Origin of the sequence: Rummeliibacillus sp. G93, assembly GCF_023515935.1 — a bacterium.
In the GTDB taxonomy this organism is placed as follows: Bacteria; Bacillota; Bacilli; order Bacillales_A; family Planococcaceae; genus Rummeliibacillus; species Rummeliibacillus stabekisii.
On record NZ_CP097314.1, the window covers coordinates 367,691 to 393,884 of the forward strand.

The 26,194-nt window shown below is 37.2% G+C and carries 24 protein-coding genes and 2 other annotated features; of the genes, 15 read left to right on the top strand and 9 right to left on the bottom strand.

Annotated elements, in window-relative coordinates:
• Positions 1–27: 27 nt before the first annotated feature.
• Positions 28–666, top strand: coding sequence for a LysE family translocator (locus M2M59_RS01895; protein WP_249775285.1), 639 nt, complete (start codon positions 28–30; stop codon positions 664–666).
• A 52-nt stretch (positions 667–718) separates the two neighbouring features.
• Here the strand turns inward: M2M59_RS01895 and M2M59_RS01900 are convergent, their stop codons facing one another.
• The gene (locus M2M59_RS01900; RefSeq protein WP_249775286.1) at positions 719–1,138 is read right to left on the bottom strand and encodes a MarR family winged helix-turn-helix transcriptional regulator; all 420 of its coding nucleotides are present in this window, start codon (positions 1,136–1,138) and stop codon (positions 719–721) included.
• Between the two features lie 102 nt (positions 1,139–1,240).
• Between M2M59_RS01900 and M2M59_RS01905 the strand changes: the two genes are divergently transcribed.
• The gene (locus tag M2M59_RS01905; protein ID WP_249775287.1) at positions 1,241–2,227 is read left to right on the top strand and encodes a YhdH/YhfP family quinone oxidoreductase; all 987 of its coding nucleotides are present in this window, start codon (positions 1,241–1,243) and stop codon (positions 2,225–2,227) included.
• 9 nt (positions 2,228–2,236) lie between these two features.
• Here M2M59_RS01905 and M2M59_RS16460 read toward each other — a convergent pair whose 3' ends face one another.
• Both M2M59_RS16460 and M2M59_RS01910 read right to left on the bottom strand, forming a co-directional pair.
• A complete protein-coding gene (locus M2M59_RS16460; RefSeq protein ID WP_256467903.1) occupies positions 2,237–2,368 on the bottom strand; it encodes a hypothetical protein in 132 nt (43 codons plus the stop codon).
• Positions 2,369–2,436: 68 nt separating this feature from the next.
• Positions 2,437–2,901 (bottom strand): SAM-dependent methyltransferase, encoded by a 465-nt coding sequence (locus M2M59_RS01910; RefSeq protein WP_249775288.1) that lies wholly within the window; start codon positions 2,899–2,901, stop codon positions 2,437–2,439.
• A 184-nt stretch (positions 2,902–3,085) separates the two neighbouring features.
• Between M2M59_RS01910 and M2M59_RS01915 the strand changes: the two genes are divergently transcribed.
• The 3 genes from M2M59_RS01915 (at position 3,086) to M2M59_RS01925 (ending at position 6,960) form a co-directional block, all read left to right on the top strand.
• Positions 3,086–4,180 carry a glycosyltransferase family 2 protein gene (locus M2M59_RS01915; RefSeq protein WP_249775289.1) on the top strand — a complete coding sequence of 365 codons (1,095 nt, stop codon included), beginning with the start codon at positions 3,086–3,088 and terminating at the stop codon, positions 4,178–4,180.
• 172 nt (positions 4,181–4,352) lie between these two features.
• On the top strand, positions 4,353–5,531 hold the full coding sequence (locus M2M59_RS01920) for a CDP-glycerol glycerophosphotransferase family protein (protein WP_249775290.1): 1,179 nt from the start codon (positions 4,353–4,355) through the stop codon (positions 5,529–5,531).
• A gap of 34 nt (positions 5,532–5,565) precedes the next feature.
• The gene (locus tag M2M59_RS01925; RefSeq protein WP_249775291.1) at positions 5,566–6,960 is read left to right on the top strand and encodes a polysaccharide pyruvyl transferase family protein; all 1,395 of its coding nucleotides are present in this window, start codon (positions 5,566–5,568) and stop codon (positions 6,958–6,960) included.
• 144 nt (positions 6,961–7,104) lie between these two features.
• On the opposite strand, the gene M2M59_RS01930 is transcribed toward M2M59_RS01925, so the two are convergent.
• Complete coding sequence (locus tag M2M59_RS01930) at positions 7,105–9,090, bottom strand: acyltransferase family protein (protein ID WP_249775292.1); 1,986 nt, start codon at positions 9,088–9,090, stop codon at positions 7,105–7,107.
• 318 nt (positions 9,091–9,408) lie between these two features.
• On the opposite strand from M2M59_RS01930, the gene M2M59_RS01935 reads away from it, so the two are divergent.
• Both M2M59_RS01935 and M2M59_RS01940 read left to right on the top strand, forming a co-directional pair.
• Entirely contained in the window at positions 9,409–9,771 is a 363-nt protein-coding gene (locus tag M2M59_RS01935; RefSeq protein WP_249775293.1) for a hypothetical protein, read from the top strand.
• Positions 9,772–10,013: 242 nt separating this feature from the next.
• Entirely contained in the window at positions 10,014–10,202 is a 189-nt protein-coding gene (locus M2M59_RS01940) for a hypothetical protein (RefSeq protein WP_249775294.1), read from the top strand.
• A 91-nt stretch (positions 10,203–10,293) separates the two neighbouring features.
• On the opposite strand, the gene tagD is transcribed toward M2M59_RS01940, so the two are convergent.
• Positions 10,294–10,680 carry a glycerol-3-phosphate cytidylyltransferase gene (gene tagD / locus M2M59_RS01945; protein ID WP_249775295.1) on the bottom strand — a complete coding sequence of 129 codons (387 nt, stop codon included), beginning with the start codon at positions 10,678–10,680 and terminating at the stop codon, positions 10,294–10,296.
• 25 nt (positions 10,681–10,705) lie between these two features.
• The gene (locus M2M59_RS01950) at positions 10,706–11,863 is read right to left on the bottom strand and encodes a CDP-glycerol glycerophosphotransferase family protein (protein WP_249775296.1); all 1,158 of its coding nucleotides are present in this window, start codon (positions 11,861–11,863) and stop codon (positions 10,706–10,708) included.
• A gap of 408 nt (positions 11,864–12,271) precedes the next feature.
• On the opposite strand from M2M59_RS01950, the gene M2M59_RS01955 reads away from it, so the two are divergent.
• From M2M59_RS01955 to M2M59_RS01975, 5 genes are all read left to right on the top strand, one after another.
• Positions 12,272–13,093, top strand: a complete 822-nt coding sequence (locus M2M59_RS01955) for an ABC transporter permease (protein WP_066791781.1) — start codon at positions 12,272–12,274, stop codon at positions 13,091–13,093.
• A gap of 24 nt (positions 13,094–13,117) precedes the next feature.
• Positions 13,118–13,915, top strand: coding sequence for a teichoic acids export ABC transporter ATP-binding subunit TagH (gene tagH / locus M2M59_RS01960; RefSeq protein WP_249775297.1), 798 nt, complete (start codon positions 13,118–13,120; stop codon positions 13,913–13,915).
• A 60-nt stretch (positions 13,916–13,975) separates the two neighbouring features.
• A complete protein-coding gene (locus tag M2M59_RS01965; RefSeq protein ID WP_249775298.1) occupies positions 13,976–15,523 on the top strand; it encodes a glycosyltransferase in 1,548 nt (515 codons plus the stop codon).
• 243 nt (positions 15,524–15,766) lie between these two features.
• Positions 15,767–17,329 (top strand): glucosaminidase domain-containing protein, encoded by a 1,563-nt coding sequence (locus M2M59_RS01970; RefSeq protein ID WP_249775299.1) that lies wholly within the window; start codon positions 15,767–15,769, stop codon positions 17,327–17,329.
• A 125-nt stretch (positions 17,330–17,454) separates the two neighbouring features.
• Positions 17,455–19,662: a glucosaminidase domain-containing protein gene (locus tag M2M59_RS01975; protein WP_249775300.1), complete on the top strand. Its 2,208-nt coding sequence runs from the start codon at positions 17,455–17,457 to the stop codon at positions 19,660–19,662.
• 82 nt (positions 19,663–19,744) lie between these two features.
• Here the strand turns inward: M2M59_RS01975 and M2M59_RS01980 are convergent, their stop codons facing one another.
• Together M2M59_RS01980 and M2M59_RS01985 are read right to left on the bottom strand one after the other, a co-directional pair.
• Positions 19,745–20,230, bottom strand: coding sequence for a tetratricopeptide repeat protein (locus M2M59_RS01980; RefSeq protein ID WP_249775966.1), 486 nt, complete (start codon positions 20,228–20,230; stop codon positions 19,745–19,747).
• A gap of 161 nt (positions 20,231–20,391) precedes the next feature.
• Positions 20,392–20,706, bottom strand: a complete 315-nt coding sequence (locus M2M59_RS01985; RefSeq protein WP_249775301.1) for a hypothetical protein — start codon at positions 20,704–20,706, stop codon at positions 20,392–20,394.
• A 336-nt stretch (positions 20,707–21,042) separates the two neighbouring features.
• Here M2M59_RS01985 and M2M59_RS01990 point away from each other — a divergent pair, with 336 nt between their 5' ends.
• A complete protein-coding gene (locus tag M2M59_RS01990; RefSeq protein ID WP_249775302.1) occupies positions 21,043–21,498 on the top strand; it encodes a GNAT family N-acetyltransferase in 456 nt (151 codons plus the stop codon).
• Between the two features lie 29 nt (positions 21,499–21,527).
• Here M2M59_RS01990 and thrS read toward each other — a convergent pair whose 3' ends face one another.
• A complete protein-coding gene (gene thrS, locus M2M59_RS01995; protein WP_249775967.1) occupies positions 21,528–23,441 on the bottom strand; it encodes a threonine--tRNA ligase in 1,914 nt (637 codons plus the stop codon).
• A 48-nt stretch (positions 23,442–23,489) separates the two neighbouring features.
• Positions 23,490–23,714, bottom strand: a binding site (T-box leader).
• A gap of 56 nt (positions 23,715–23,770) precedes the next feature.
• Positions 23,771–23,993: a binding site (T-box leader), on the bottom strand.
• Positions 23,994–24,187: 194 nt separating this feature from the next.
• On the opposite strand from thrS, the gene M2M59_RS02000 reads away from it, so the two are divergent.
• Positions 24,188–25,183: an LLM class flavin-dependent oxidoreductase gene (locus tag M2M59_RS02000; RefSeq protein WP_066791788.1), complete on the top strand. Its 996-nt coding sequence runs from the start codon at positions 24,188–24,190 to the stop codon at positions 25,181–25,183.
• 379 nt (positions 25,184–25,562) lie between these two features.
• Positions 25,563–26,090 carry a YceI family protein gene (locus M2M59_RS02005; RefSeq protein ID WP_249775303.1) on the top strand — a complete coding sequence of 176 codons (528 nt, stop codon included), beginning with the start codon at positions 25,563–25,565 and terminating at the stop codon, positions 26,088–26,090.
• Positions 26,091–26,194: the final 104 nt, after the last annotated feature.

Sequence of the window (26,194 nt, forward strand, 5' to 3'; positions counted from 1 at the left end):
GGAGAAAGTGCTGAAGGGAGTGTTTTTTTGAGTTTATATTTTACATATTTAATAGCTGGTCTTGCAATTGCAATGCCTGTAGGAGCTATGACGGTGGAAATGACGAAACAAGGTCTGAAAAAAGGATTTATGCAAGGATGGGCTGTAGGGTTAGGTGGAATGACGGTTGATTTCCTATTAATTATTGCCTTGTATATGGGATTGGCATCTATCCTTTCTATATCTTATATACAAATACCAATGTGGCTGATTGGTGCTTTTTTCTTAGCCTATTTAGGGTACGATTCTATTAAAAACTCGAATCAAGACATTGCACTTGCTGGTGATAAATCGAATGTATCATTTTTTAGCTCCTATCGTAATGGCTTATTCGTAGCTCTTTCACCAGGAAATCTGATGTTTTGGATTTCTGTTTTTGGCGCTGTACTTTCCGATTCCTATGATATGACTCAACCAACGAAATTTTTAGTTGTTGGAGCGGGGATATTAAGCGGAATCTTACTTCATGATATTGGTCTGCTTTCTATTGTTGCTGTAACAAGGAAAGTGATGAATCAAACCATGATCAAATGGGTATCGATTATTGCTGGGTGTATTTTATTATGCTTTGCAGGGTATTTCCTAGTTGAGTTTGTGTTAGCGACAAAGAGACTACTAGTGAGCTGAAAAAAGGACAACACCTTTAATGTGTTGTCCTTTCTTAGACGGGATAAGTTCATTAAAAATCAGACTTTATTATAGCTTCTAATGCTTTTTTTAACGCTTCCGTATCACTTTGAGTTAAATCTTGAAGAACCTTATCATTTAGCTTATTTGTGGCTACCTCTACTTCTTCTCTGATTTCATTCGACTTTTGAGTAGCTATTACTAGGACATTTCTACGATTGTTTGGATCCACCGAACGTTCTATTAATCCGGCCTTTTGCATTTTATCTAATATTCCCGAGACAGTAGGGGCTTCTAAGTGGACCATTTCTCCAATTTGCTTAGGGGATAATTGTCCTTCTCTCCACAGACAATTCAACACACCATATTGAGCTGGTGTCACGCCATATTCCTCTAATAGCTTGCTGAAGTATTTAAACACTTTATTTTGACTTACGCTTAGTAAAAAATTGATACACTCTTTTAATTCCATTAAATCTCCTCCAAATTGACATTACCTATAATATCATGGTAACTTTTGTAATGAAATAGTTTTGTATCAAAAGTATTTTGTAGCAAAAGGAGGAAGATATCTATGGATACATTCAAGGCAATAGTGGTAAAGGAACAACAAGATCAGGTCATTTATGGGTTAGAGGATGTTCATATGGAAGCTCTTTCTGAGGGAGATGTGTTAATTAAGGTAGCATACTCTTCCATAAATTATAAGGATATGTTAGCCGTTCAAAAAAATGCAGGAGTGATACGGAATTATCCGATGATACCTGGTATTGATTTAAGTGGAACTGTTGTTAGTTCAACAGATAGCCGATATACAGAAGGTCAGAAAGTATTGGTTACAGGCTTTGGTACTGGAGTGAGCCATACAGGCGGGTTTGCAGAGTATGCGAGAATACCAGGGGATTGGATTGTTCCATTGCCAAACAACTTAACCTTAAAAGATGCTATGGTTTTTGGAACAGCTGGATTTACGGCCTCCCTCTCTATCATGGCTTTAGAAAAGAAAGGCTTGGATGTAAACAAAGATGCTAGAATCCTAGTCACTGGCTCAACCGGTGGAGTAGGTAGCGTAGCTTTACAGATTTTATCTAAAATAGGTTACAAAAATATCGCAGCTTTAGTTCGAAAAGATTATCAGGTAGAGGTCGCAAAGTCTTTAGGAGCAACAGAGATCGTTTTTGCACATGAATTAGGGGAACTGAATAAACCGTTGAATAAGCAAAATTTTGACTTTGTCCTGGACACTGTGGGCGGTGACATTGCTTCTGTCCTCATTCCTCAAATTTCTTATGGTGGTAGTATGAGTATGTGTGGAAATGCAGGGGGTATAAAAATATCATCAACTGTGTTGCCATTTATACTGAGAGGAATAAGCCTTTTAGGCATTGACTCAGTAAATGTACCAATTGAAGATCGCCCTGCTGTTTGGGAGAGAATAGCCAATGACTGGAATATTTCTCAAACGACCTTAATAAATGAAATCTCGCTTGATGAAGTACCACAAACAATTGAAGCTATTAAAAATGGTCAGCATGTAGGTAGAACGATTGTTAAATTTTAGAAGTACTATCTAATTGTTTTTCAATAATTGTTCCGCTCCAGACGCGCTTTCCGCGAGCTTGGCATCAATCTCCTCATGCAGGGTTTTCAGCTCAAACTTTTCCCGCAGGGGGTCGCCGTCTTCCGCTACAATTGCTTTCAAAATTCATGGTGAATACCCGTATACATCTTGTTTGTATACGGGTATTTTTCTTACACATTAATGAGGGTTTAATCTCCCCAATAATTTTTCATTAAAGAAACGGACCAATCCGGTTGTCTTACTTCACCTCTAGGCAAAAATTCCTTCATCACAGGCTTAATATCAATAATAGGTGTGCCGTCGATTGCATCTAACCCCTTTACAATGAAGGATCGCTGTTTTAGTTCAATCAGCTCAACGATCGTGACACCTATTTTATTCGGTCTGTTTTTTCCTCTTTGCGCAAAAATACCGACCACAGGATAATTTGTATTTTTTCTTGGATGTCTTGCTTCATACTGAATTTTATCATCTGAAACCTTATCAAAGTAAAAAATGATTTCTAGATGCGAGAATTCATGAATGCCTCTTAGTGAGGCTTCATCTATATTTTCCACAAGTTCAATTGTTGATATGACTGGACCCCAGTGATCATCCGCAATATCCTTTCTTGTATTGTTAACAAAGGCAATTGGTTCAATCGTATACTGCATACTGATTCCTCCTTCTAATAAAAAATTCTCTCTAATTTAATTATATACGGACTTTTTATTTGTTAATTGTTTTTCTCCTACTTCAAAACCTAATGTTGCCTATAAAATCATTGATAAAAGATTATAAAATACTAAATTGGGATATAAGGAAAAAATGGATATACTATGAGTGGAGGTTTTGGATATGAAAAAAGTAACCGTAGCAGTTCCCGTGTATAATGCGGAAGAATATATTGAAACATGCTTGAATTCAATTGTAGAACAATCTTTAAATAAAGATGAGTATGAGGTTATTGTCGTGGATGATGCATCAACTGACCGGACGCAGAGCATACTTGAGTATTTCAAAATGCGCTACCCATCGCTCATCCAAACAATTTATCGCAGCGAAAATTCGGGTGGTGCCAGTGTACCGAGAAATGAAGCAATCGCCATGGCGCAGGGCGAGTATATCTTTTTTGTCGATAGTGATGACTATTTGGGTGCAGAAGCCTTAGAAAGAATGTATGCATATGGCCATGCAAACAATTCCGATATAGTGATCGGTAAATATGTCGGCGTGAAGGGTAGGAAAGTACCGGAAGCTATTTTTGCCAAAGGGAATTTAGAGAAGGCAGAAATACTAGATGACAGCCTGTTCTATGCCTTGTCAGCCCTCAAAATGTTCAGATTAGAGAAAGTGCGTGCGTTGCAGCTATCTTTTGACGCAGATGCCATTGTAGCAGAGGACCAAGCATTTACAGTTGCCATGTATTGCAATACGGAGCAAATCTCGATTGTAGCTGATTATGAGTGCTACTTTGTGACGAAGCACGAGGATGGACATTTATCGGAAAATGAACTAGATACAGATCTATATTTTCGTTTAATGGGTGACATCCTGCATTCCATTTATCAAGGTTCTGTCGGAGATACAGAGTACAAGCATAAACTGGCGGGCAAATTTGTGACGCGCATGTTCCGTCATGGACAATCAAAGGATTTCTTCAAGGACAAGCACATGACAGTGGGACAAAAGAAAGAATGGCTTCTTGCCTTCTCACGTTTTCTCAACGAGAGCATGCCTGAGGAAGCAGACCAATACGTGACAGCTACATTTAGTGAAAGATTATATTATATTCGTGAAAATGATTTATATAAACTAACAATTGCGGAAAAGCTAAGAACATTAACTACAGATGTCAAAAAGCTTAAAAAAGAAAATAAAGAGTTGAAAAGAGAAATCAAAAAGCTAAAATCAGAAAAGAAATCACAAAGCGGCAATAAAACAGAAGGATGAGAAGAATAGCACAATTTGTCCGAATTAGGGGAATCCACTGGAACGAATGAAGAAAAAACTTTATAATGTAGAAAGTTATACGACAAAAAGATGTGGCGTGAATAAAGCGATTACAGATACAACACGATGACGCCATAATATTTCTCATTAAACGGTAAAAGAGGTACATGCATTGAAAAAGCTAAAAAAAGTGAAAAAGAAATTTCGGAAAAAACTAGATAGAAAATTCAAAAGAGAAATATTCCAAGCACTTTATAAAATGTTTTCTCTATTGCCAATCAATAACAACAAAATCTCGATTCTTTCAGATAGCCGCAAAACATTGAGCGACAATTTTCAATTTGTTTATGATGAGTTGAAGAGAAGGCATAAGTATGAGTATTATTTCTTGCTAAAAGAAAGTGTTAAAAAGCGCAAAAGATACTTGGAGATTATCCAGCTAGCCTACAATATGGCGACGTCGAAAGTTATCATGGTGGATGATTTTTATCCGATGGTCTATCCGCTAAAAATTCGTAAAAATGCTGATTTAGTTCAACTTTGGCATGCAGTTGGCGCATTTAAAACATTTGGCTACAGCCGTGTAGGCAAGATCGGCGGACCAGATCCGAACTCTAAAAACCATAAAAACTATACGAAAGTAACGGTCAGCTCTTCAACTGTTGCGCCATTCTATGCAGAAGGCTTTGGTGTTTCTTTGGACAAGGTTATTCCTACTGGAATTCCACGTACCGATGTTTTCTTCGATGAAACATACAAGAAAGATAAAGAAGAAATGTTGTATACTAAGTATCCGGAATTTAGAGGGAAAAAAATTGTACTCTATGCGCCAACTTTTAGAGGTAATGGACAAAGCAGTGCACACTTTCCAATGGAGATGCTTGATTTCGATCGTATTTACGAAAAGTTGGATGACAATACCATCTTCCTAATCAAAATGCATCCATTTGTGAAGAAGAAAGTTCATATCCCTGCTGAATACAAGGATAAGATTCAAGATTTCACGAAATACCCAAGCGTCAATGATCTGTTGTTTATTACAGATGTTTTAATCACAGACTATTCATCTGTTTGCTTTGAGTATGCATTATTAAACAAACCGATGATTTTTTATTGCTTTGACCTTGAAGAGTATATTGAAACACGTGATTTCTATATTCCATATCAAGACTTTACACCAGGTCCGATCGTCCGCACCTGTGATGCCATGATTGATGAAGCAATTCAATTAAAAGATGTAAAAGGTGTAGATTATAAAACATTTACAGACAAATTCTTTGAGGATTTGGATGGTAAGTCTACTGAACGTGTAGCGGATTTAATTGACGCTTGCATGGCTTCCAAGTCTTAACCCCCTAAGAAAGAAGAAGGAGTGTTATCAACACATGAAGAAATATTTAATACGCTCAGGGATTACGCCATTTCAAACGTTTACCCCCGCTGAAATGATTGTGAACAATTCAATTGGCGGAAATGTAGGCAACCTTATTTATGCATACAGTGTGTACCGCACATTAATGACGGATGAGAACGTAGAATTCGTACCCGATTATTATAAAATCAATCCAAAGGATGCGGATTACATCAATGAAACGTATGATGCTTATCTAATTCCTCTTGCGGATGCATTCCGTAAAGATTTTGTGCCAACACTTCACAAATATACTCAGTTAATTAACAAATTGACCATTCCCGTTTATGTAATAGGCGTTGGCTTGCGTACAACATTTGATCCTAAACCGGATGATGAATTTGAATTTGATGAAGATGTAAAAGCATTTGTCAAAGCTGTACTAAAAAGATCGCCAATGATTGGTGTGCGCGGCCAGATCACGGCTGACTATTTATCTCGTCTTGGCTTTAAAGATGGTGTAGACCATATGGCTATTGGCTGCCCATCTATGTATACGTTTGGACGTGAATTAAAAATCCGTGAAACGAATATTACGCCAGAATCTATGGTTGCTGTCAACTCATCACGTCTTTCACCGAAAAATGTGTTAGATTTCATTACACGCAGCATGGACGAATTCCCAAATCATTACTTCATCCCGCAATGGCTGAAAGAATTGCGCTTGACGTATGTTGGCTATCCGGAAATTCCAAAAATCGAACATGGCAACTACCCAGGGAAAATTACAGATCCTGTTTATGCTAATAACCGCGTTCGTTATTTCTTAAACGTTCCAACATGGTTAGAATTCTTGCAACAAGCAGATTTTGCATTCGGTGCGCGTTTGCACGGTAATATTACATCAACAATTGCCGGAACGCCAAGCTTGATGATTCCAAAAGATGGTCGTATGCGCGAATTAACTGAATACCACCATTTAACACATGTATGGGCAAAGGATATTGACGACAACACAAACATTTGGGACTTAATTGAAAAAGTGGACTTCCATGAAGCATCAAAATACCAAGGGGAAAATTTTGATCGTTATATTGATTTCCTAAACCTAAGTAAAATCGACCATATCTATAAAAATGGTAACGAACCAACACACATTCCGCTTGATGAAAAGTTAGCAGGTATCGATTTACAGCCACCTCTAGAACCAATCACTAGCTGTACGATTCCAGAAGCAGTAAAACGCTTCGAAACACTTTCAGAGCTCGAAAGTAAAAAAGCACCAAAACCAAAAGCACCTTCTAGCGGCGCTGCTGAAAAACGCAGACTAGAAGAAAAAGAAAAACAAATTAAACACCTGCAAGGTACATTAAACCGCAAATCAGTACGCACAGCATTGAAAATTGCGAACATGTTTGCAAAGAAATAAAATAAAAATGCCCATTCCATTGAGAGTGGGCATTTTTTTAATTAGCTCGATAATGATATATTTTTTAGAGACGAAATATTGAATAGAAAATCCTAGAACTGAAAATAAAAAAAACACGACAACCCCGATGGCTGTCGTGTTTTTTTATTTCTTTACTATATTTTTAATCATTTCACTTAAAATAGGTCCAAAGGTTTTGGAATAAGTATTTGTCATATGGTCCATATCTCTGTATATAACGATATTTCCTATAATTGGTCTATACTCTCCATCTATTTTAAAGTATTCTGTTGGATCGAATGTTGCTAGGTTTTTTTCATTTTCTAATAGCTTTTTCCAATAGGATTCATCTTTTTGATTATTAGCTTTGTTCATCATCTTAATCGTTTCTTTTTCTCCAGATTTCTCAAGTTCCTCAGAAACGTTAAATTCGTATCTTGGAATATCTCTAATTGCTAAAACATTGATGCCATATTCATTTTTTACTTTCATCAACTCATCAACCATTTGTTGCTGAATTCTATCTTTGGTTGTATCGGCTGCTGTAACATGTGATAAAACTAAATCTATATCATCTGATTTTTTTAGATAATTTTCTAGATTTTTTACCCATTGGCCTTTCAATGTATTGTCTTCATATCCTGTTGAGAATCTTGTTCCAGATCTAGTTATATTAATTACTCTATAATCATTTTCTTTAGCAGCTTCAATGACAGCTCCTAGCCAATGCTCAGAATGCGAGCTTCCTACCAACGCAATGGTTGCTTTATAATCTTTTTTCTTTCCATAAGTACCTATTTTTAAATCTGATTTTTTCAAACCCTGATTCGTATCATCAAGATGTGATTGAGGTAAATCATCAAATACATTGGCAAAACCAGGTTTCGGATCCATTTCCTTTAATTGGCCTTTCATTTTAACCGCTAAAGCACCTGGGTAATCTTTACTTGCAAGTTCTTTATTATCAGCCGTTTTTAAGTAAGCATTTTGAGTGTACAAGCCAGCAATTAGTAAAATGTTTACTAGTGCGATAAGACCAATCTTTTTAAATGCTACTTTATTTGATTTTGCATTTCTTATTGGTGCTTCTATATATTTAGTAGTAATAAACGAAAGCACAATAGATAATGCAATAATTAATATCCCTGAAATGATGCCTGGGTTCTCGGATATATTATATTTATAGAATGATAATAATACCCAATGCCATAAATAAATTCCGAATGATACACCACCTAATTTAATCATGATAGGCATCGCCAAGAAGTTTTTAACACCATACTTTGTTTCTTTGTTTCCAGATAGAATAATGAGCAATGCGCATGTCATTGGCCATGCCGCTATATATCCTGGGAACATTGTCGAAACGTTAAATAAAGCCCCCGTAAGAATTAACCCTATAAGGCCAATCCATCCTATTATTTCTGCTGCTATGTTAGGTATTTTAATTCGACTTAAGTTAATACATAACAAACCACCTAAAGCAAACTCCCATACTCTTGTAAACGTAATAAAATAAGCTAATGGTTGGTTTACTTTAGTCAAATAAATAGAATAGACAAATGATACAACAAATATAAATCCTAAAACCAAGTTTACTAATCGTCTTCCATTTGAAAGATTATATTTTTTTATACCGAATAATATACAAGTGAATAATATAAACCAAATGATATAAAATTGTCCTTGAATTGACATAGCCCAATAATGCTCTAGCGGGCTTTTCATTTGATTGGCATCTAAATAATCTGTATTACTGATTGCCAACTGCCAATTTTGATAATAAAACATGGATGAAATGGCTTCTTTAAGTGTTTTATCAAAAATGGTTAAAGGTAAGAAAAATATACTCAGCACTAAAATCACAGTAATAATAATAAATGCTAGAGGAAACAGTCTTTTCATTAATTTTGATATGTATGGCCAAAACTTAAATTCCCCTGTTTTATTAATTGTGGAAATAATAGAAGTAGTAATTAAAAACCCAGAAACAACGAAGAATACATCTACGCCACCTGAAACTTTACCAAACCAAATATGATAAATAGCTACTAAAAGAGCGGCAACAATGCGTAATCCTTCTATTTCTGGACGGAATTTTCGTTCTATATTGATTATATTTTTGTTCATTTTTAAGCTCCGTCTCAGTAAATTGTTTAATATGCAACTATAAATTATAGCAAACAAATAACCAAAAATGTAAATTTATTTTTTATTAAGAAATATAGTTTATAGCAGCTTATTATCTTTACGTTACCTCGAACAAGTATCAAGACATGAATCAGAAAGGATACTAACTAATGATCTTGGACAAAGATTTACAGCGATAATTAAAATACAATTACTATAGTAGAAAGTGTGTTTGTTATGATTTTTCAATTTACTCATCCTTTCAATATTGGTATTATTAACTAATAGAGATACCATGTGTGAAGAGGAAGTGTGTTTTTGGAAAGGATCACTTTTTATATGTTCCATATAACTTTAGCATTTATAATACTTTTAGATTTCTTTGTACGAGGTAGAAATTTTATATTCGTATCACTTATTTTGTTAGTAGTAATTCTATTATTGAATAATTATTTTTCTAAAAATGAAAAGTCTAAATGGAAAATAGATAAAAAACAAGAAGCGTTAGTAGAGGTTTTAATTGCTACGTGTATGATGGCTTTAATTGTTATTTCTTATTTGTTGGGTGGACGTTCTCAGCATGGCTTGAATCCTACTGGATGTGTTATTTGGATATTATATTTATTAATATTAGGTAAGTTTTTCAAGGATTATAAAAGAGAACATTCGGGAGTAGAATAATCTAATTCATTAGCTATTTTTGTTTTTGCGTATTTAGGCTTTTTTCTGGGATCTGAATAAAAGATTAAAGTTCATTAGAAAATAATATGGTTTTTATGGCTTCTATTTCTCAATAATATGTAAGGAATCAAACAACTACAGAGTCGGTTCTGCAGTTTACTTTGATTATTAACTCACAAATAATATGAAAAGTTAATCATATAATATATGGGGAAATTGAGAAAGGGAGCGATTAATTCACTATGGAAGATAAAAAACAGCCTTTTAATGATGTCATTGACCATTTTAATAAAATAGAAGGAAATGCAGTGGGTACTGATAATGCTAAAATAAACAGATTACCTAAACCGTTAAAATTTATAGGTTTTATGATTGTTGGCTATTTTATACTTTCAATTGTCCTAATGGTTATTTTTAACTTAATAAACTAATACAAAAATATTAAAGATTTAATGAGCAGAGTCGACACTCCCTATAGAACCTGAAACCAAACAAAAAACTGCAGAGTCACCTCTGCAGTTACTAGTTCGTTAAATCATCTTTTATTTTCGTTGTGGAAATGCCTTCTGTTCGGGGAAGGTATATCACTTCGCAATAGTCTTTTAGAAAGTCAAATTTGCCTTCCCAGTCATGGCCCATGACAAATGTGTCAATCCGATGTATTTTAACATCGTCAATTTTTTGGTCCCATGTGTTTTCAGGGATGACTTCATCCACATACCGGACTGCTTCGAGGATGGTTTTTCGGTCCTCGTAGCTGTAGTATGCTTGTTTGCCTTTGAGGGCATTGAATTCGTCGGTCGATATGGCTACGACAAGATAGTCACCAAGCGATTTTGCTCGTCGTAAAATATTAATATGGCCGACATGGAGTAGATCAAATGTGCCATATGTAATGATTCGTTTCACAGTAAGACCTCCATTCAATGCGCAACTAATTTCGTGCCAGCAAATAATCGACTAGCTTGCTGCTTGCATGTCCATCCGAGAATTGATTCCACGAAGCAGAGAATCTTTGAATACGTTCAAGGTCAAATACATTATTTTGCAGTACATAGACAAGTTCATCATCAGTTGATACGACAGGCCCTGGGACAAGCTCTTCATAGTTTGTCCAAAAACCGCGTTCCATCTCATACTTCTCCAAGTCATATGGATAAAAGATTTGTGGCTTTCCAAGGAGAGCATATTCAAATGGAATCGAAGAATAATCTGAGATGACGCAATCCGCCACACACAGCAATTCGTTAATGGGCACATCATTTTTTACAGAGATGATTTGCGGATGATTCATCGCTGCCACATTTTGTGCTACAGCCGGATGCAATTTAATGATCAATAAATAATTTTCGCCAAGTTGGTTGATGATATCCTCAAAGTCTAAAGGAATACTTTGCGCATTAAGCTGCTGATCGCGGAAAGTAGGCGCATAAAGAATAATGCGTTTGCCGATCATGTCGGGATATTGCTTGAATATCGCAATTTTCGCCGCTTCCATAGCATCCAAGTCATAGAAAAAGTCTGTGCGAGGAATGCCTAACCGTAAAAACTGGCCGTCTTTCATCTCAAAGGCAGATTTGAAAATCGGTACCATCTCGTCTGAGCCCACTACCACCCGATTCATCCGATTGTATACTCGTCTAAAACGTCGTACAGCAGCGGGAGAACGGAACAACACGCTCGCATCCTGCATACCAAACTTCTTCACAGCACCTGCTGCATGCCATAGCTGAATACATTCCACATCCGGTCGGAAATCTGTCACACTGAGAACTGGGAAATAATTATCAATCAAAATGGTCCGAGCTGTCGCCAAATGATAAAGACCCCTCACATAATCCACCATATTGGTTGGATTAAACGTTAGTATCGCTTGGGCTCCTGTCCCTTTAAATGTTTCCTTACATTTAGCAGTACGCAGTACGATGAAACTTCTTTCGCCGCGCCTTGTCAGCTCATCCGCTACAAAGCGTGAGTTATCTCCAAAATCACATATAAATACAATCTTCTTCTTTATAGGAAATAGATTAAATAGTCCAAAAATACATTTATTTATAAATAAAAATAGTTCAATTAACCATTCTTTTCTCATTCATTCACCCAATCTACAAAAACGATCTATCCTGCATTGGCAGGTCTATGCCACAATTCAATAAATGCGGCTTTAATAACTTGCAACAATCAGAGAATGTATAATACAAACTGATTGAAGTTTCTCTTCATAATTACTGATTATAGCATAGTTTTGCCGACTTTTTCTAAAAAATACCGCATGACAAATTTCACAAAAAGATGTTATTGCGCTAACGGAATATTTTCCATTAATATGTTATACTATGTTGAAGTATTTTTCTTAATAAATATAAATGAATTGGTGTATTGTGGAACCTTCGATTGCCGCTAGCGTTAGCATTGTAGCGTAAGCGAAAAAGGCATGAAAAAGGAGGCATAGCAGCATTCATTTAGGAAATCAAAACCACGAAATTGAGGAATTAACGAAATGAGAGCACTTATAAAAATTATAAAAGAACAATACCATTCTTTTTATTTAATAATGCGCTTGGCTAAATTTCAGTTGCGCATCGACAATCAAAACAACTATCTAGGTTTTGCATGGGAAATACTTAATCCAGCTATTCAAATGGCGATGTACTGGTTCGTCTTCGGCTTTGGGATGCGAGGAAGAGAGAATATCTCAAACGGCCACTCAGAAATACCATATATCTACTGGATGCTTGCAGGGATATCGATGTGGTTCTTCATCAATAAGGCGATCTTAAACGGATCAAAGGCCATTTATCAAAAATATACGATGGTCGCCAAGATGAATTTCCCATTATCCGTATTGCCGAGCTATATCATCATGGGGAGATATTATGGCCACTTAGCGCTTGTCGGTCTCATTATGATTGTGTTCTGGATTAAAGGCTTTTACCCAAGCATCTATTATATACAGCTAATTTATTTCTTGCTGATGAGCTATATTCTCGCATTTGCGATAACACTCGTGACATCAACCCTTACTGTTGTTGTACGGGATATTCAAATGCTGATACAGTCACTATTACAAGCGATGTTCTTCTTATCGCCTATTCTATGGGATCGTTCTACATCGATGCCGCACTGGATTCAAAGTATTTTACAGCTTAACCCATTCTATTATCTAGCTAATGGCTACAGAGCCTCGCTTTTATATAATGACTGGTACATTGTAGAACACTGGCAGCTGACATTATACAACTGGGGATTAATACTATTCCTTCTATTAATCGGTTCAACAGCGCACTTTAAATTCAGAAACCGCTTCTCTGACTTTATCTAAAAATGTATTAAAAGGAGAATTACCATGGCGGAATCCGTGATTATTAAAAATGTAACTAAAACTTATCGTATGTATAAAACCAAGGGCGAACAGCTGAAAGATCTTGTGTTGCCTGGAAAATCAGGTTCTGATTTTAATGCAATAGAAGACATCTCCTTCGCAGTCGAAAAAGGGGATGTCGTAGGCCTGGTAGGCATCAACGGCTCCGGCAAATCGACTCTATCTAATATTATCGGCGGAATCGTGCCGCCAACATCAGGCGAGGTGATCGTCGATGGAGAAGTCAATGTGATTGCTATCAATGCAGGTCTGAACAATCAATTGACAGGCATTGAGAATATCGAATTCAAGTGCTTGCTGATGGGCTATAGCAAAGAAAGAATCGCAAAAGTCTTGCCAGATATTATCGAGTTTTCAGAGCTTGGGGACTTTATCTACCAGCCAGTAAAAAAATACTCTAGCGGGATGAAATCAAAACTTGGCTTTGCCATAAGTGTAACCGCAGATCCTGATATATTGATCATTGATGAAGCACTGTCGGTGGGTGACCAAACCTTTGCTGACAAATCACTTGCCAAGATGAATGAATACAAAAAACGTGGGAAGACCATCTTTTTTGTCAGCCATAATCTTTCGCAGGTTCGAAGCTTCTGTACGAAGATTGCTTGGATTGAAGGCGGCCACTTACGAGAATTTGGACCGACTAATATTGTCATGAAAAACTACTCTGAATTCATTAAGAAATATCATAAACTTTCGCCTGCAGATCAAAAGGCTTTCCGCGATAAATTGGCCAATCGCCGCAAACAGAACAACAAGTAGTTTTTCACGGATCGAGGCTAAAACTCGGTCCGTGTTTCACCTTAAAAGGATGTGAACTCAATGAAAAGAACAGTATTTATGACAACATGGGGCATTAGCGATACGCTGGATGACACAACAAAAGAGTTATTACAGCGGGCATCCCTTTTTGCAAATGATGATTATCGCCCAGTCATTCTGACAATGGACTTCAAAATTAATTATGATGAGATTATAAAAAAACTTTATGCATCGGGCTGGCTTAAAAAAGAGGTTGAAGTGTTAAACGTCTTTGATTATTACAGACAAAAGTTCTCGTCTAAAGAAGTGTCCTCTGCTCAAAAAGCGCAATATGAACAAAATATCAAAAAATATGAGGGCGATTATTGGGTACAAGATGGGGATACATTTGCACGTTATTTCCAAAACGGCAGTTATTTCAAATATAAGCAATGGGATGAGGATGGCGTTCTGAAATTCATCGACTACTTCGATGAGAACCGCGTACGAATCCGAAGAGAAGAGTACAATCCGAAGGGCTACAAAATCCGCGAGACTTTGTTCCACCCAGCCAATAATAAAAAGAATCAAGAGCGCTTCTTTACACCAGATGGCTTTTGTTACTGCACCAATTGGTTCAATTATAAAACTGATAAGCAGCAAGCACTTTTCCTATATGATCCTGCTCATAAAAAAGCGGAGGACTTTTCGAATCGGAAAGACTTTCAAATTTACTGGCTAGAGGAGTTGTGCCGGACAGAAGTCGTGAAGCCTGTCATCATTGTAGACGGCGCGTTAACTGTCAATCGTGTCATTCAGCTTGATGATGATTTAGCTTATAAAATTTATAACATACACCAAAATCATTTTGAAGCGCCTTACACATTGGGCAGTGACTACAGTAAAACAACGAAGCCAATACTTGATATTATTTCTAAAGGTTATCCAATCGTTGTACCGACTTCACAGCAACAGCTGGACTTGCATAAAGAGATCGGCAACAGAGGCAATATCCATGTTATCTCACCAAGTGTTGAAATACCACGCGCTAAAAATGAAAGAAATTCGCTGCTTGTATCGATGATCGCAGATTTTACGGAAGAAAATCGTATTGGCCAAGCAATCGAAGCATTCATGGAGGTTGCGCGCGACATACCAGGCGCGAAGCTTGAAATTTACGGTGCGGGCGAAGAAGAAGACAATCTGAAGAAATTAATTAAAAAGCTTAAAGTCGCTCACGGTGTCAAACTAAAAACACCTGTTCAAGATACCGATGCGGTCTACGCGAAATCAGCTGTCTCACTCGTTACGGCAGAAGCGAAAGGTTTTGTCCAAAGTATTCTCGAAGCATTCGCCAATGGTACACCTGTTGTAGCTTATGACACCAACTACGGACCAGCTCAACTCATCCAAAATGATGAAACCGGCTATCTTGTACAAGATGGTGATATGGAGGCATTAGCCGATCGTATCAAAATATTGCTTGATAATCCGGAAGACAGACAACGAATGGGCAACAATGCCCAACAATTAGTGAAAGAACAATATACACCGCAAAGCTTCTATGATAACTGGAAGAAACTAATTCAGAACACAATTGAAGAAGATAAACAGAAACCATTGCTTTAGGGCGATGGTTTTTTGTTTTAGTAGGCGCTAGATTCGATGCTCTCAAGGGTTTTATAATCGCTCTCTAGAAATTACAACTAGTGCCGCCAGGGTTACAACTTACTCTGGAAATTTACCACCGAAATTGAATAATTTAAGTCTTTTTTCCTTCTTTAAGCAACAAAAGTCACTACTTACTGTTTAAATAGCTTCCATCTTCGGTTACAATAGCCATATCTAAAACATTCACCGAAGGGAGTACTCATGAATCAAACTGCAAAAGGATTTTTTCTATTTCTAACATTTATCCTCGGCATCACCATCACTATGCAAGTACCCGCAGGTGCAAAAACTGCATACAAGACAACAAAAACTCAGGAAGTTGCTCGTATCAAAACGACGTCAGCCAAAATTTATAGCAATCCAACGAAGCTCAAAAGCTTCAAGCTAGCTGCGAAGACACATACGAGTAAAACATATGAAGCCAACAGCAAAACAAAGATTGGCAAAACCACGTACTATCAGCTGTCACAAGGCAACACTAAAGTTGGCTGGTTAGCGACAAAAGACATCACACGCCACAAACGCATCCTGCAAAGCACCAAGAAGACAACAGCATACATAGCAGGGACACATAACTCCTATAACATGCCATGGGGTACAACGAAGAACAAAGTAACCTCACTGAGTAGCTCTCGTGCAAAAGAATTCAAAGCTACTCGCATTGAAAAGATTGGCAGCACTCTTTGGTACAAAGGTACATTAAACAAAGAAACTGTATGGGTTTCAACTAGTGCACTTAAAACAAACCCATACACATCACTTAATCTTAGAAAACCATCAAACGTTACAGCGAAAGAAATGCAAAACTTCTTAATCAGTAAAGGGAAATTACCGAATAATGTATTGTACAAGCTAGCCCCGACTTTCGTTACGCTACAAAAAGAAGCGGGAATTAATGCGCAGTTTATGCTGGCGCATGCTATTTTAGAAACAGGCTGGGGAAGTTCAACCATTTCCCAATACAAAAACAATTATTTTGGCTATCAAGCCTATGATACCTGTGCATTAACCTGCGCTAAATATTTCCCATCGGGCAAGGCTGGACTTAGCGCATATGCCTATAAAATATATCGAGACTATCTAACAAGCTCTGGCGCGTATTACAACGGTCCGACATTGCTTGGTATGAACGTCCGGTATGCAACAGACCCGCAATGGAGCGATAAGATTGCCAATTTAATGGCTCAAATGAAAACGTATAGCAGCAGTTATTACAGTAAGACAACAGCTAGTAAAGTTGTTTTTAAAGAGCCAAAAGAATACGACAACGTCATTCCGGTAGGTAAACCACAGCCGGATCAATTCCTAACAATGCCGGAGGAGATTAAAGCGAAAGTGGATGTAGCGGAAGGCGCCCAAATCTATAGCCTGCCATATGTTTACTCAGCGCAATACGGCACATATAAAAAAGGACAGGCTATCACATTAAAGGCCTACCACACAGATGTCCGTGACTTCAAAAATACCAAAGGTAAAATGGTGCGCTGGTATCGCATTGATTACAGCGGCAAACAAGGCTGGCTCAGAAGTGACCAAATTGCGGTTGCGAATTTAGGTTTTACCAACAATCAGACAACACTTCAAAATGACAAGTACACACAAGTTGCCTCAGTTAATAAGAATACGTTGATCAAGCTTGTCAAAAGAGACAATAAATATGTCACAAAAACAGACAAGAAAAAAGTGAAATGGTATCAAATCTACAAGCCGGGCTCTACAAAAAAATTATGGATTAAAAGCTCAAACCTGCAAATGTTCAACTAAAAAGTAACGAGGTTCCTACTCTGGAACCTCGTTTTTATTTTGACACAATCTACTATCTATTAAATTCATAAAAATCATGATATAGTTAGTAAAAATCCATGATTTTACTAGAAAGGAAGTTTTATATGCCGATTCCTAAAACATTAGCTGCTTCGATGATTTCTGCAGCTATCCTTGCAACGACAGTTACAACGGCCATTCCTACTATTCAAGCGGATGCTAAAACGACTGTCAAAGCAAAAGTAAAACAAGGCAAAACAAGCCGACTTGGCAGAATTAAAACAGCGAAAGCCATCATCTATCCAACACCAACAGCTACAAAGGGGACAACAAGCGCTAAGCAGCTCCACCTGACGTTTTATATAAATAAGAAAGCCATCTACAAGGATACAGCGTACTTTTTAATAAGTAATTACAAAGATCCGAGCAAACCAACTGTTGGGTGGGTTAAATCGAAAGATATTACAACGAGAACTCATACGATTGCTAAAAATAGCACAACTAAACGTTATGTGAAAGGGAACGGCAAAGCGTATACAAGACCTTGGGGAGACGAGCGTAATGTTATGTTTACAACTCTCACCAAAGACAAAAATACACTGTTCCAACCAAAAACAACCGAAAAAGTTGGCAATGACGTATGGTACAGTGGCAAATTAAATGGCCAAACGGTCTGGCTTAAATACAATCAGGTCACTACAACAAAACCAACAACAAGTGTCCCAAAACCGGAAACACCAAAGCCAACCGAACCACCTAAAACAGAAGAACCAACCAAACCGACTGAACCTACTAAACCAGTCGAGCCACCAAAGGAAGATCCTTCTTTTGAAACAATAGCTGTTAAAAAAATTGGTTCTTTAAAAAGTACGGCCAAAATCTATCAAGATCCAACTAAGTTAGTAGATGCCGAACTAGGAAGCAGCTATAGCAGCGAAAACTTCTATGTTTATAAGAAAGCAGTTATCAAAAGCAAAACCTACTACCAAATTAGCCGCGACTCAAAACCAATCGGCTGGGTAGAAGAAGGCCAGTTGAATCTAAAAAACATTACATCATCAAGTACAACAAGCCTGAAGTTATACCTGACTGGTTTCGGCGCAGCATATAATATCTCTGATGGCGATACAAAAAACGTTGTCTATGAGAAACTTGATGCCTACCGTGCCAAAGCGTTCACCGCTAAAAAGGTAGAGGTAGTAAACGGCAAAACGTATTACCAAGGATCGATCGGCGGTAAGACAGTTTGGATCAATCTTGAACAAGCAGGCAATAACTATATAGCAGAAAACCTGCGCAAAACATCAAACATCACACAGAGTGAAATGCAAAATTACTTAATTAAGAAAAAAGGTACTGCAATCACTTCAGCCACTCTTTACAAAATGATTCCTGCTTTCTTGGAAATTCAAAAAGAGTACGGCATTAGTGCACAATTTATGTTCGCGCATGCAATCGTTGAGACAGGGTGGGGAAGCTCGCAAATCTCTCAATACAAAAACAACTTCTTTGGCTATCAAGCATATGATTCTGCGCCATTTACATGTGCGCTATACTTCCCTTCAGGAAAAGAAGGTCTTGCTTATTATGCAGAAAAAATTTATCAAAATTATTTAAGGGTTGGCGGCGTCTATAATAATGGTGTTAATGTGGCTGGCATGAATGTTCGATACGCGACAGATAAAAACTGGGGACGCACCATTACACGCATTATGGAAGAAATGAAGCCATACAACTCTAGCTACTATACTGCACAGCCAATCAGCACAATAGTACCGGCACCAGTGAATAAAACATACGATCATATTATTCCTGCCAATATGCCACAGCCAAGTATCTTTAAAACATTTGATAAAGGCATTAAGGCAACAACGAATGCATCGACGAAAGTTTATTCAATGCCGTATGCACAGCCAGCACGTCAACTTGGCACATTAGCAAGTGGCAAGAGCATTACACTGCTTGGCCATAATTCAGATGTGAAGGACATTAAAGACAGTAACGGCAAATTTAAAGCGCGCTGGTTCCGTATTCAATATACAGATGCTAACGGACAAGCTACAGACCAAGCATGGGTAAGCAGCGAAAGCCTCGATATCCAAAACCTAGCTGTTACGAACGGAGACGGCTGCAATGTCCGCGACAAACCAACAACAAAAGGCTCAAAAATTTTAACTAAACTAAATGACGAAACGTATTTCAAACTCGTCTTAGACAGCAAAAACAAACCAGTCACTGAAAAAGATGAAAGCAACACAACATGGTATCAGCTTTACATTCCAGGCACTACAACCAAAGCTTGGATTAGCTCTACTATTATTACGAAGTTTTAGAGAAAACTCCGCCTATGACAGGCGGAGTTTTTTAATGTTTTAAAAAGCAAAAAGGATGGCGATTGCCATCCCATACTATCAATTAGTCCCAAATCCGATCTAATTGGCCAGCATATAATTCAATAGCTTTTTTGTAACTAAGAATTTCTTCATCATTCGTCGTCTGTATTAAACACTTTAATAATATCTCCATTGCCTGGCTATGTTCATTTAAATTATATAGCGTCATAGAATAAAAAGTTTTGAGTACCTGACTAGTTGGGAAAGCTTCGATTCCCTGCAGGAAGACATCTTTGGATTTTTCATATTCTCCTAAGGTTCTATAGGAGCTGCCTAAGCCTATGTATGCTTCTTCTAAATCCTTTGAAGGTAATCCCAACTGAATAGCTTTTTCATAGTAAGGAATAGCTTTTACCTCGTCCCCTAAAAGGTCAAAACTCCAAGCGCATTGATAGTTTAAAACAGCATCGTCAGGATAATTCAATACAAGTTTTAAGAAAAGTTCATTAGATGCCTTATATTCTCCACTCTTTCTTAAATCTAATGCTTTATTCAAATCAGTTTCCATTTGAACCTCCAAAATATTTGGCTTCATTCTCTTGAATAGTATTATATATCAATTCAGAAAATTAACATATTTATAATTGTAGGTTGTGACATGTTGAAGAAAGAGAGATAGCATACAAATTAAAAGAGCAAACCATACTCATGGTTGCTCTTATAAAAGGGCTAGTAAGTTCTACCGCCAATATTGTAAGACTCTAATTTGATTTTATTGGTTTTAGAGTCTCGCATATAAGTATATTCTTTCTTATCATTTTTCAAAGTAACATACACTAGCAAAAACCTATCGCCTGTTTCCTTTGTATAGAACGGTGTAATTTCTGTGATGTCTTTTTTATCAATCTTTTTAGTTTCTATTAAGTAGCTTTCTACATCATTTTTAATAACATATTTTTTATATTCCATGTAACCATATATTGAACCACCAATAACGACACAGCTAATAATAAAAATTAAAAAATACTTTAATTTTTTATTCATCTACCCACCTCGATACCATTTATTGTATATGTATTTACATCTATTATAGTAGGTTTATGTCTCTCATGCTATTTGCTTTCAGAAATTCGTTTTGATCATATTTCCTTTTTTTCATTTTGTTCAGTCGCAGTTAAAAGTGATTATCATTTTGAAATTTATCAATATGGAAAGTTAGCTATGATATAATTAAAAGGTCTGAAAATAATTTAAAAAAGAGCAGATATTAAAGGAGGCGTTCATTATGAAAAACAATAGAACTGGTAAGAACTCAAAGGGGATAACGCCTAATTTGCAACGGTAACTTAGCGTTTCCCCTCAATTTGAAAGGGGAATGTTATGCGTACAAGTAGTGTAGAAATTAACGAATTAAATGAAGAGAACTGGTATGAGTGTTGTGCGCTTGAAATATCAGAGAGCCAAACAAAGTATATTGAGTCGAATGCTATTTCAATTGCCCAATCTAAGTTTGAAATATCATTAAAGCCTTTCGCGATTTATTATGAAGAAAAAGTAGTCGGTTTTCTTATGTATAATACGGTGAGAGAAGAGCTTGATGGATATTGGGTATACCGTATAATGATCGATAAAAATTATCAGGGTAGAGGCATAGGAAAAGCTGCAACACAGTTAATGATTTTAGAAATGAGCAAGCTGCCAAATGCCAAAAAAATTATTGTGGGTTACAATCCAGAGAACAAAGAAGCCCATCATCTATATGCAAGCTTAGGGTTTATTGATTATGGAGATCGCTTTGGAAAAGAAATGGCTGTCATTAAAAATATAAATAAGTAAATTAAAAAGGGGAGGACCAATATAAGGTTTTAAATGCTGCGTTCATTTATTTGCTTTACAATATTCTCTTTAAAATCCTTAAATGGTATACTGATTGATTGTTTTTCTCCGTGCTTCCGAACATTTACTGCGTTTTCTTTTAACTCTTCATCACCAAGCACAATAATATAAGGAATCTTTTGCATCTGTGCTCTTCTTATTTTATATCCTAATTTTTCTTCGTCATCGTCAATTTTAACTCGTACCCCTAATTGTCTCAGCTGAGATTGGACTTTGAAGCAATAATCTAGGTGAACCTGAGAGACGGGAACAATTTGTACCTGTGTAGGAGCGAGCCAAACAGGGAAGGCTCCTGCAAAATGTTCAATTAAAATGCCTAAGAAACGATCGATGGAACCGAATACTGCGCGATGAATGACCACCGGACGAGCTTTTTCATTTTGTTTGTCTATATATGTTAAATCAAACTTCTCTGGTAGCTGGAAGTCGAGCTGCACTGTAGCACATTGATGGCTGCGTTGAATGGCATCTTTTATATGAATATCAATTTTGGGGCCATAAAAGGCACCATCGCCCTCATTGATTTTGTAAGGATACCCCAAGTTATTTAGTACGTTTTCTAAAGCTGTTTCAGCCCGATTCCAAAGTTCCTCGCTGCCCATTGAATCCTCTGGGCGTGTCGATAATTCAATTTCATATTCAAATCCGAATACTTTATACACATGGTCGATGATTTTTAACGCAAGAGTAATTTCATCTTCAATCTGTTCTGGTGTAACGAAAATATGAGCATCATCCTGGCAAAATGATCTAACACGTAATAAACCATTTAAGGCACCGCTGAATTCATGTCGATGAACTTGCCCGAATTCCGCCATGCGAATAGGCAAATCACGATAGGAATGTCGTTCATTTTTAAAGATGAGCATATGTCCGGGACAGTTCATCGGTTTTAAGGCAAAGTTTTGTTCATCAACCTGTGTAAAGTACATATTTTCTTTGTAGTGATCCCAGTGACCAGATTGCTCCCACAATCTCTGATTCATCATGAGTGGAGTCCGCACCTCTTTATAATCATACTTAGCCTGTAAATTTCGTAAAAAGGACTCGAGCTCATTCCGTATAATCTGGCCATTTGCCAGATAGAAAGGCATGCCGGGTGCTTCCTCTGAGAACATGAATAACTCAAGTTCTTTTCCAAGTTTACGGTGATTTCGCTTTTCCGCTTCCTCTAGAAAGACGAAATAGTCACGTAGCTCATCCTTTGTTGCAAAAGCGACACCATAGATGCGTTGAAGCATTTTATTATTACTATCGCCTCGCCAATATGCCCCAGACACTTTTGTTAATTTAAAATGCTGGATCTTACCTGTAGAAGGTATATGAGGACCCCGGCATAAATCATAAAAGTCACCCTGTTCATAAACAGTAACTGTTTCATCCTGTGGAATGTCTTCTAACAACTCAAGTTTTAATGGATCATGCGCAAATAACTGTTTTGCTTTCTCGCGTGAAACTTCCTTTCGTTTTATCTCCACGTTTTCATTAATGATTTGTTTCATAACCTTTTCTATTTGAGGTAAATCACTTGGAGTGATAGGGGAATCTAGCTCCACATCATAAAAAAAACCATCTTCAATGACAGGGCCAACTCCAAAATGAATAGAAGGATATATACGTTTTAATGCGTGTGCCAATAAGTGGGCTGTTGAATGGAGAACCACTGCTATTCCTTCTTTTGAAGCTGCATCATATAAGGAAATCTGTGCATCTTCTGTAATCTGGCATCCTACATCTGTAGGTATCCCATTTACATAACCGACAATTGTCTTTTTAGAAAGACTTGGGCTAATGGAGTGGGCAATATCAGTTAGTGTTACGCCTCGCTCATATTGCTGTTGTTTGCCATCTGGAAATTGAATTTGTATAAATTGATCATTCATCATGTTAAACACTCCTTTTTTATAATAAAAAAACACACGCATCCCTAAACAAGGGACGAGTGTGTTGTTAACCCGTGGTTCCACCCAACTTTCCATACGCTAAAGAATAGCCTATGGCTCTGGTGCTGTAACGTAGCATAGACGGTATTGGATACTACATTCCCCAATACAGCTCAAAGGTGGTAAATTATTTTCCTAAGCTAGGAAGATTTCAGCAAAACTTCCCTCTCTGTAAACCGTAAAAATAATTCATGTCCTCATCATCGCTTTTAATTTTTATTTCAATCAATGGAATCCTGTTAAATACAAAAAAACGCACGCATCCCTAATAAAGGGACGAGTACGTTTTAACCCGTGGTTCCACCCAACTTCCCATAAGTTAGATACAACTTATGGCTTTGGTGCTGTAACGTAGCATAGACGGTATCGGATACTAGATTCCCCGATACAGCTCAAAGGTGGTAAATTACTCTCCTGCGTTAGGAAGATTTCAGCAAGACTTCCCTCTCTGTAAACCGTAAAAGCAATTCATGTCCTTATCAGCGCTTCTTCATCAAGAATTAAATTATTATATATATTATGATAATTATTACTATTTAGCAACACCTATTTTAATTATGAACAATTTATTGACTTAACTTCCTCGCCAATCCAATCATTTTACATCCCATTAAACTTCCGCTAGCATTATGACGTATAAATATCACATTTACACAGATAGATGAAAAAAGGGAAGGATGAGTAACATGAGACTCTCTATTCTAGATCAAGCGCCGATACCAAAAGGGGCTAAACCGGCACAGGCTTTAAAAAACAGCGAAACATTGGCGATTCTTGGTGAAGAGCTAGGCTATCACCGTATGTGGATGGCGGAGCATCATAACGGGCAATCGCTTGCAAGCTCTGCGCCTGAAGTAACAGCGGCTCACTTGGCTGCTAAAACAAACCGTATTCGTATCGGCACAGGCGGCATCATGATGATGCATTACTCACCATTAAAAGTAGCGGAAGTGTTCAAAACATTAAGCGCACTGTCACCTGGCCGCATCGACTTTGGCGTTGGACGCGCACCAGGCGGGGATACTTATGCTATTTATGCGATGGCAAAAGGTAAACGACCTGAGATGACGGATCAATATAAAGAAATTGAAACAACACTTAAGTTGATGAACGATCAAAAACCAGGCATCTCTGTCTATGATTCAGTTGTGGCAACACCAGCGCGCGTGGAACTTCCTGAAGCATGGCTATTAGGCTCGACTGGTAATAGTGCCGTACGAGCAGGTCGCATGGGAATGGGTTACTCCTTTGCTCAATTCTTCAATGGTGGAATGACGAGAGAAATCTTCGACACATATCGCGCTAATTTCGAGCCTTCATACTTTATGGAAACACCAGAAATTCTGGTGACATATGCGACAACTGTAGCGGAAACAAAAGAAGAAGCAGAATTCTTAGCAATGCCGATTGATATTTCTAGACTACAGCTGATGCAAGGCAACTTAATACAAACCTTATCACCAGAAGAAGCAAAAGACTATCCATTAACTGAAATGGACAAAATGATGATTGAAGAAAATCGCAAATTGCATCTAGTCGGCACACCGAAGGAAGTAGGCGATATTATTCGTCGAGATCAAGAGCAATATGGATTTGACGAAGCGATGTTCAATTGTAACCAATTCAGCATCGAAAGCCGAAAACAAAGCTACACGCTATTAGCAAAAGAATTATTGGATTAAATAAGAGACCCGCAGCAGAAGCAGGGCACATGAAAAACAGAAGTAATTCATTGAGATTTTGATGAATAATTTTATTGAAGTGGAAATAAATATTAAAGTGGGCTACCGCTCGCCTCCGAAAAATCGCAACTATTTCCCTTCAATATCATGAAACACTTCACTAACATTCATTGCCTTACCAAGACAGCTGCGGGTTTTTATTATGCTAAATTTGTTTAAAGTAAATAAGTTTTAAAAAGAGTATTGACAAGAGTTTGTTTTCATGAGAAGATTATCTCGAATTAAAGATATTTGTTTTAAGTCTATTATTTTTTTAATATATATCTCGATTTCGAGACAGTTAGTATTTTCAGATTATATACAATGGAGGAGATTTAAAATGGCAAAATGGACAGTAGATCAATCACATTCAACAGTAGGTTTTGAAGTAAAACACATGATGGTTTCAAAAGTAAGAGGACAATTTGATTCTTATACTGCAGATGTAGAAGCAGCAGATTTAACAGATTTAACAACAGCAACAATCGCATTCAAATTTGATGTAGCAAGCATTAACACAAACAGCGAAGATCGCGACAATCATTTGAAATCAGCAGATTTCTTCGATGCAGAAAACAATCCAACTATCGACTTTACATCTACAAACATCGTAAAAGATGGCGATGACTACAAAGTAACTGGTGATTTAACAATCAAAGGCGTAACAAAACCAGTAACATTCAACGTAGAATACGGCGGTAAAGGTACAAACCCATGGGGCGTAGAAGTGTACGGATTCGAAGCGGAAACAAAAATCAACCGTGAAGAATTCGACTTAACTTGGAACGCAGCACTAGAAACAGGTGGCGTACTAGTAGGTAAAGACATCAAAATCAAAGTGGAGTTAGAAATTAACCCAGCTGCATAATAAAAGCCTGTGAATGATGCTGAATTTAGTTGATAAAAGTTCAGCATCATCTCCAAACAAAAGCTCAAAAGCATTTTTTTAAAACAATATCTCGAATTCAAGAT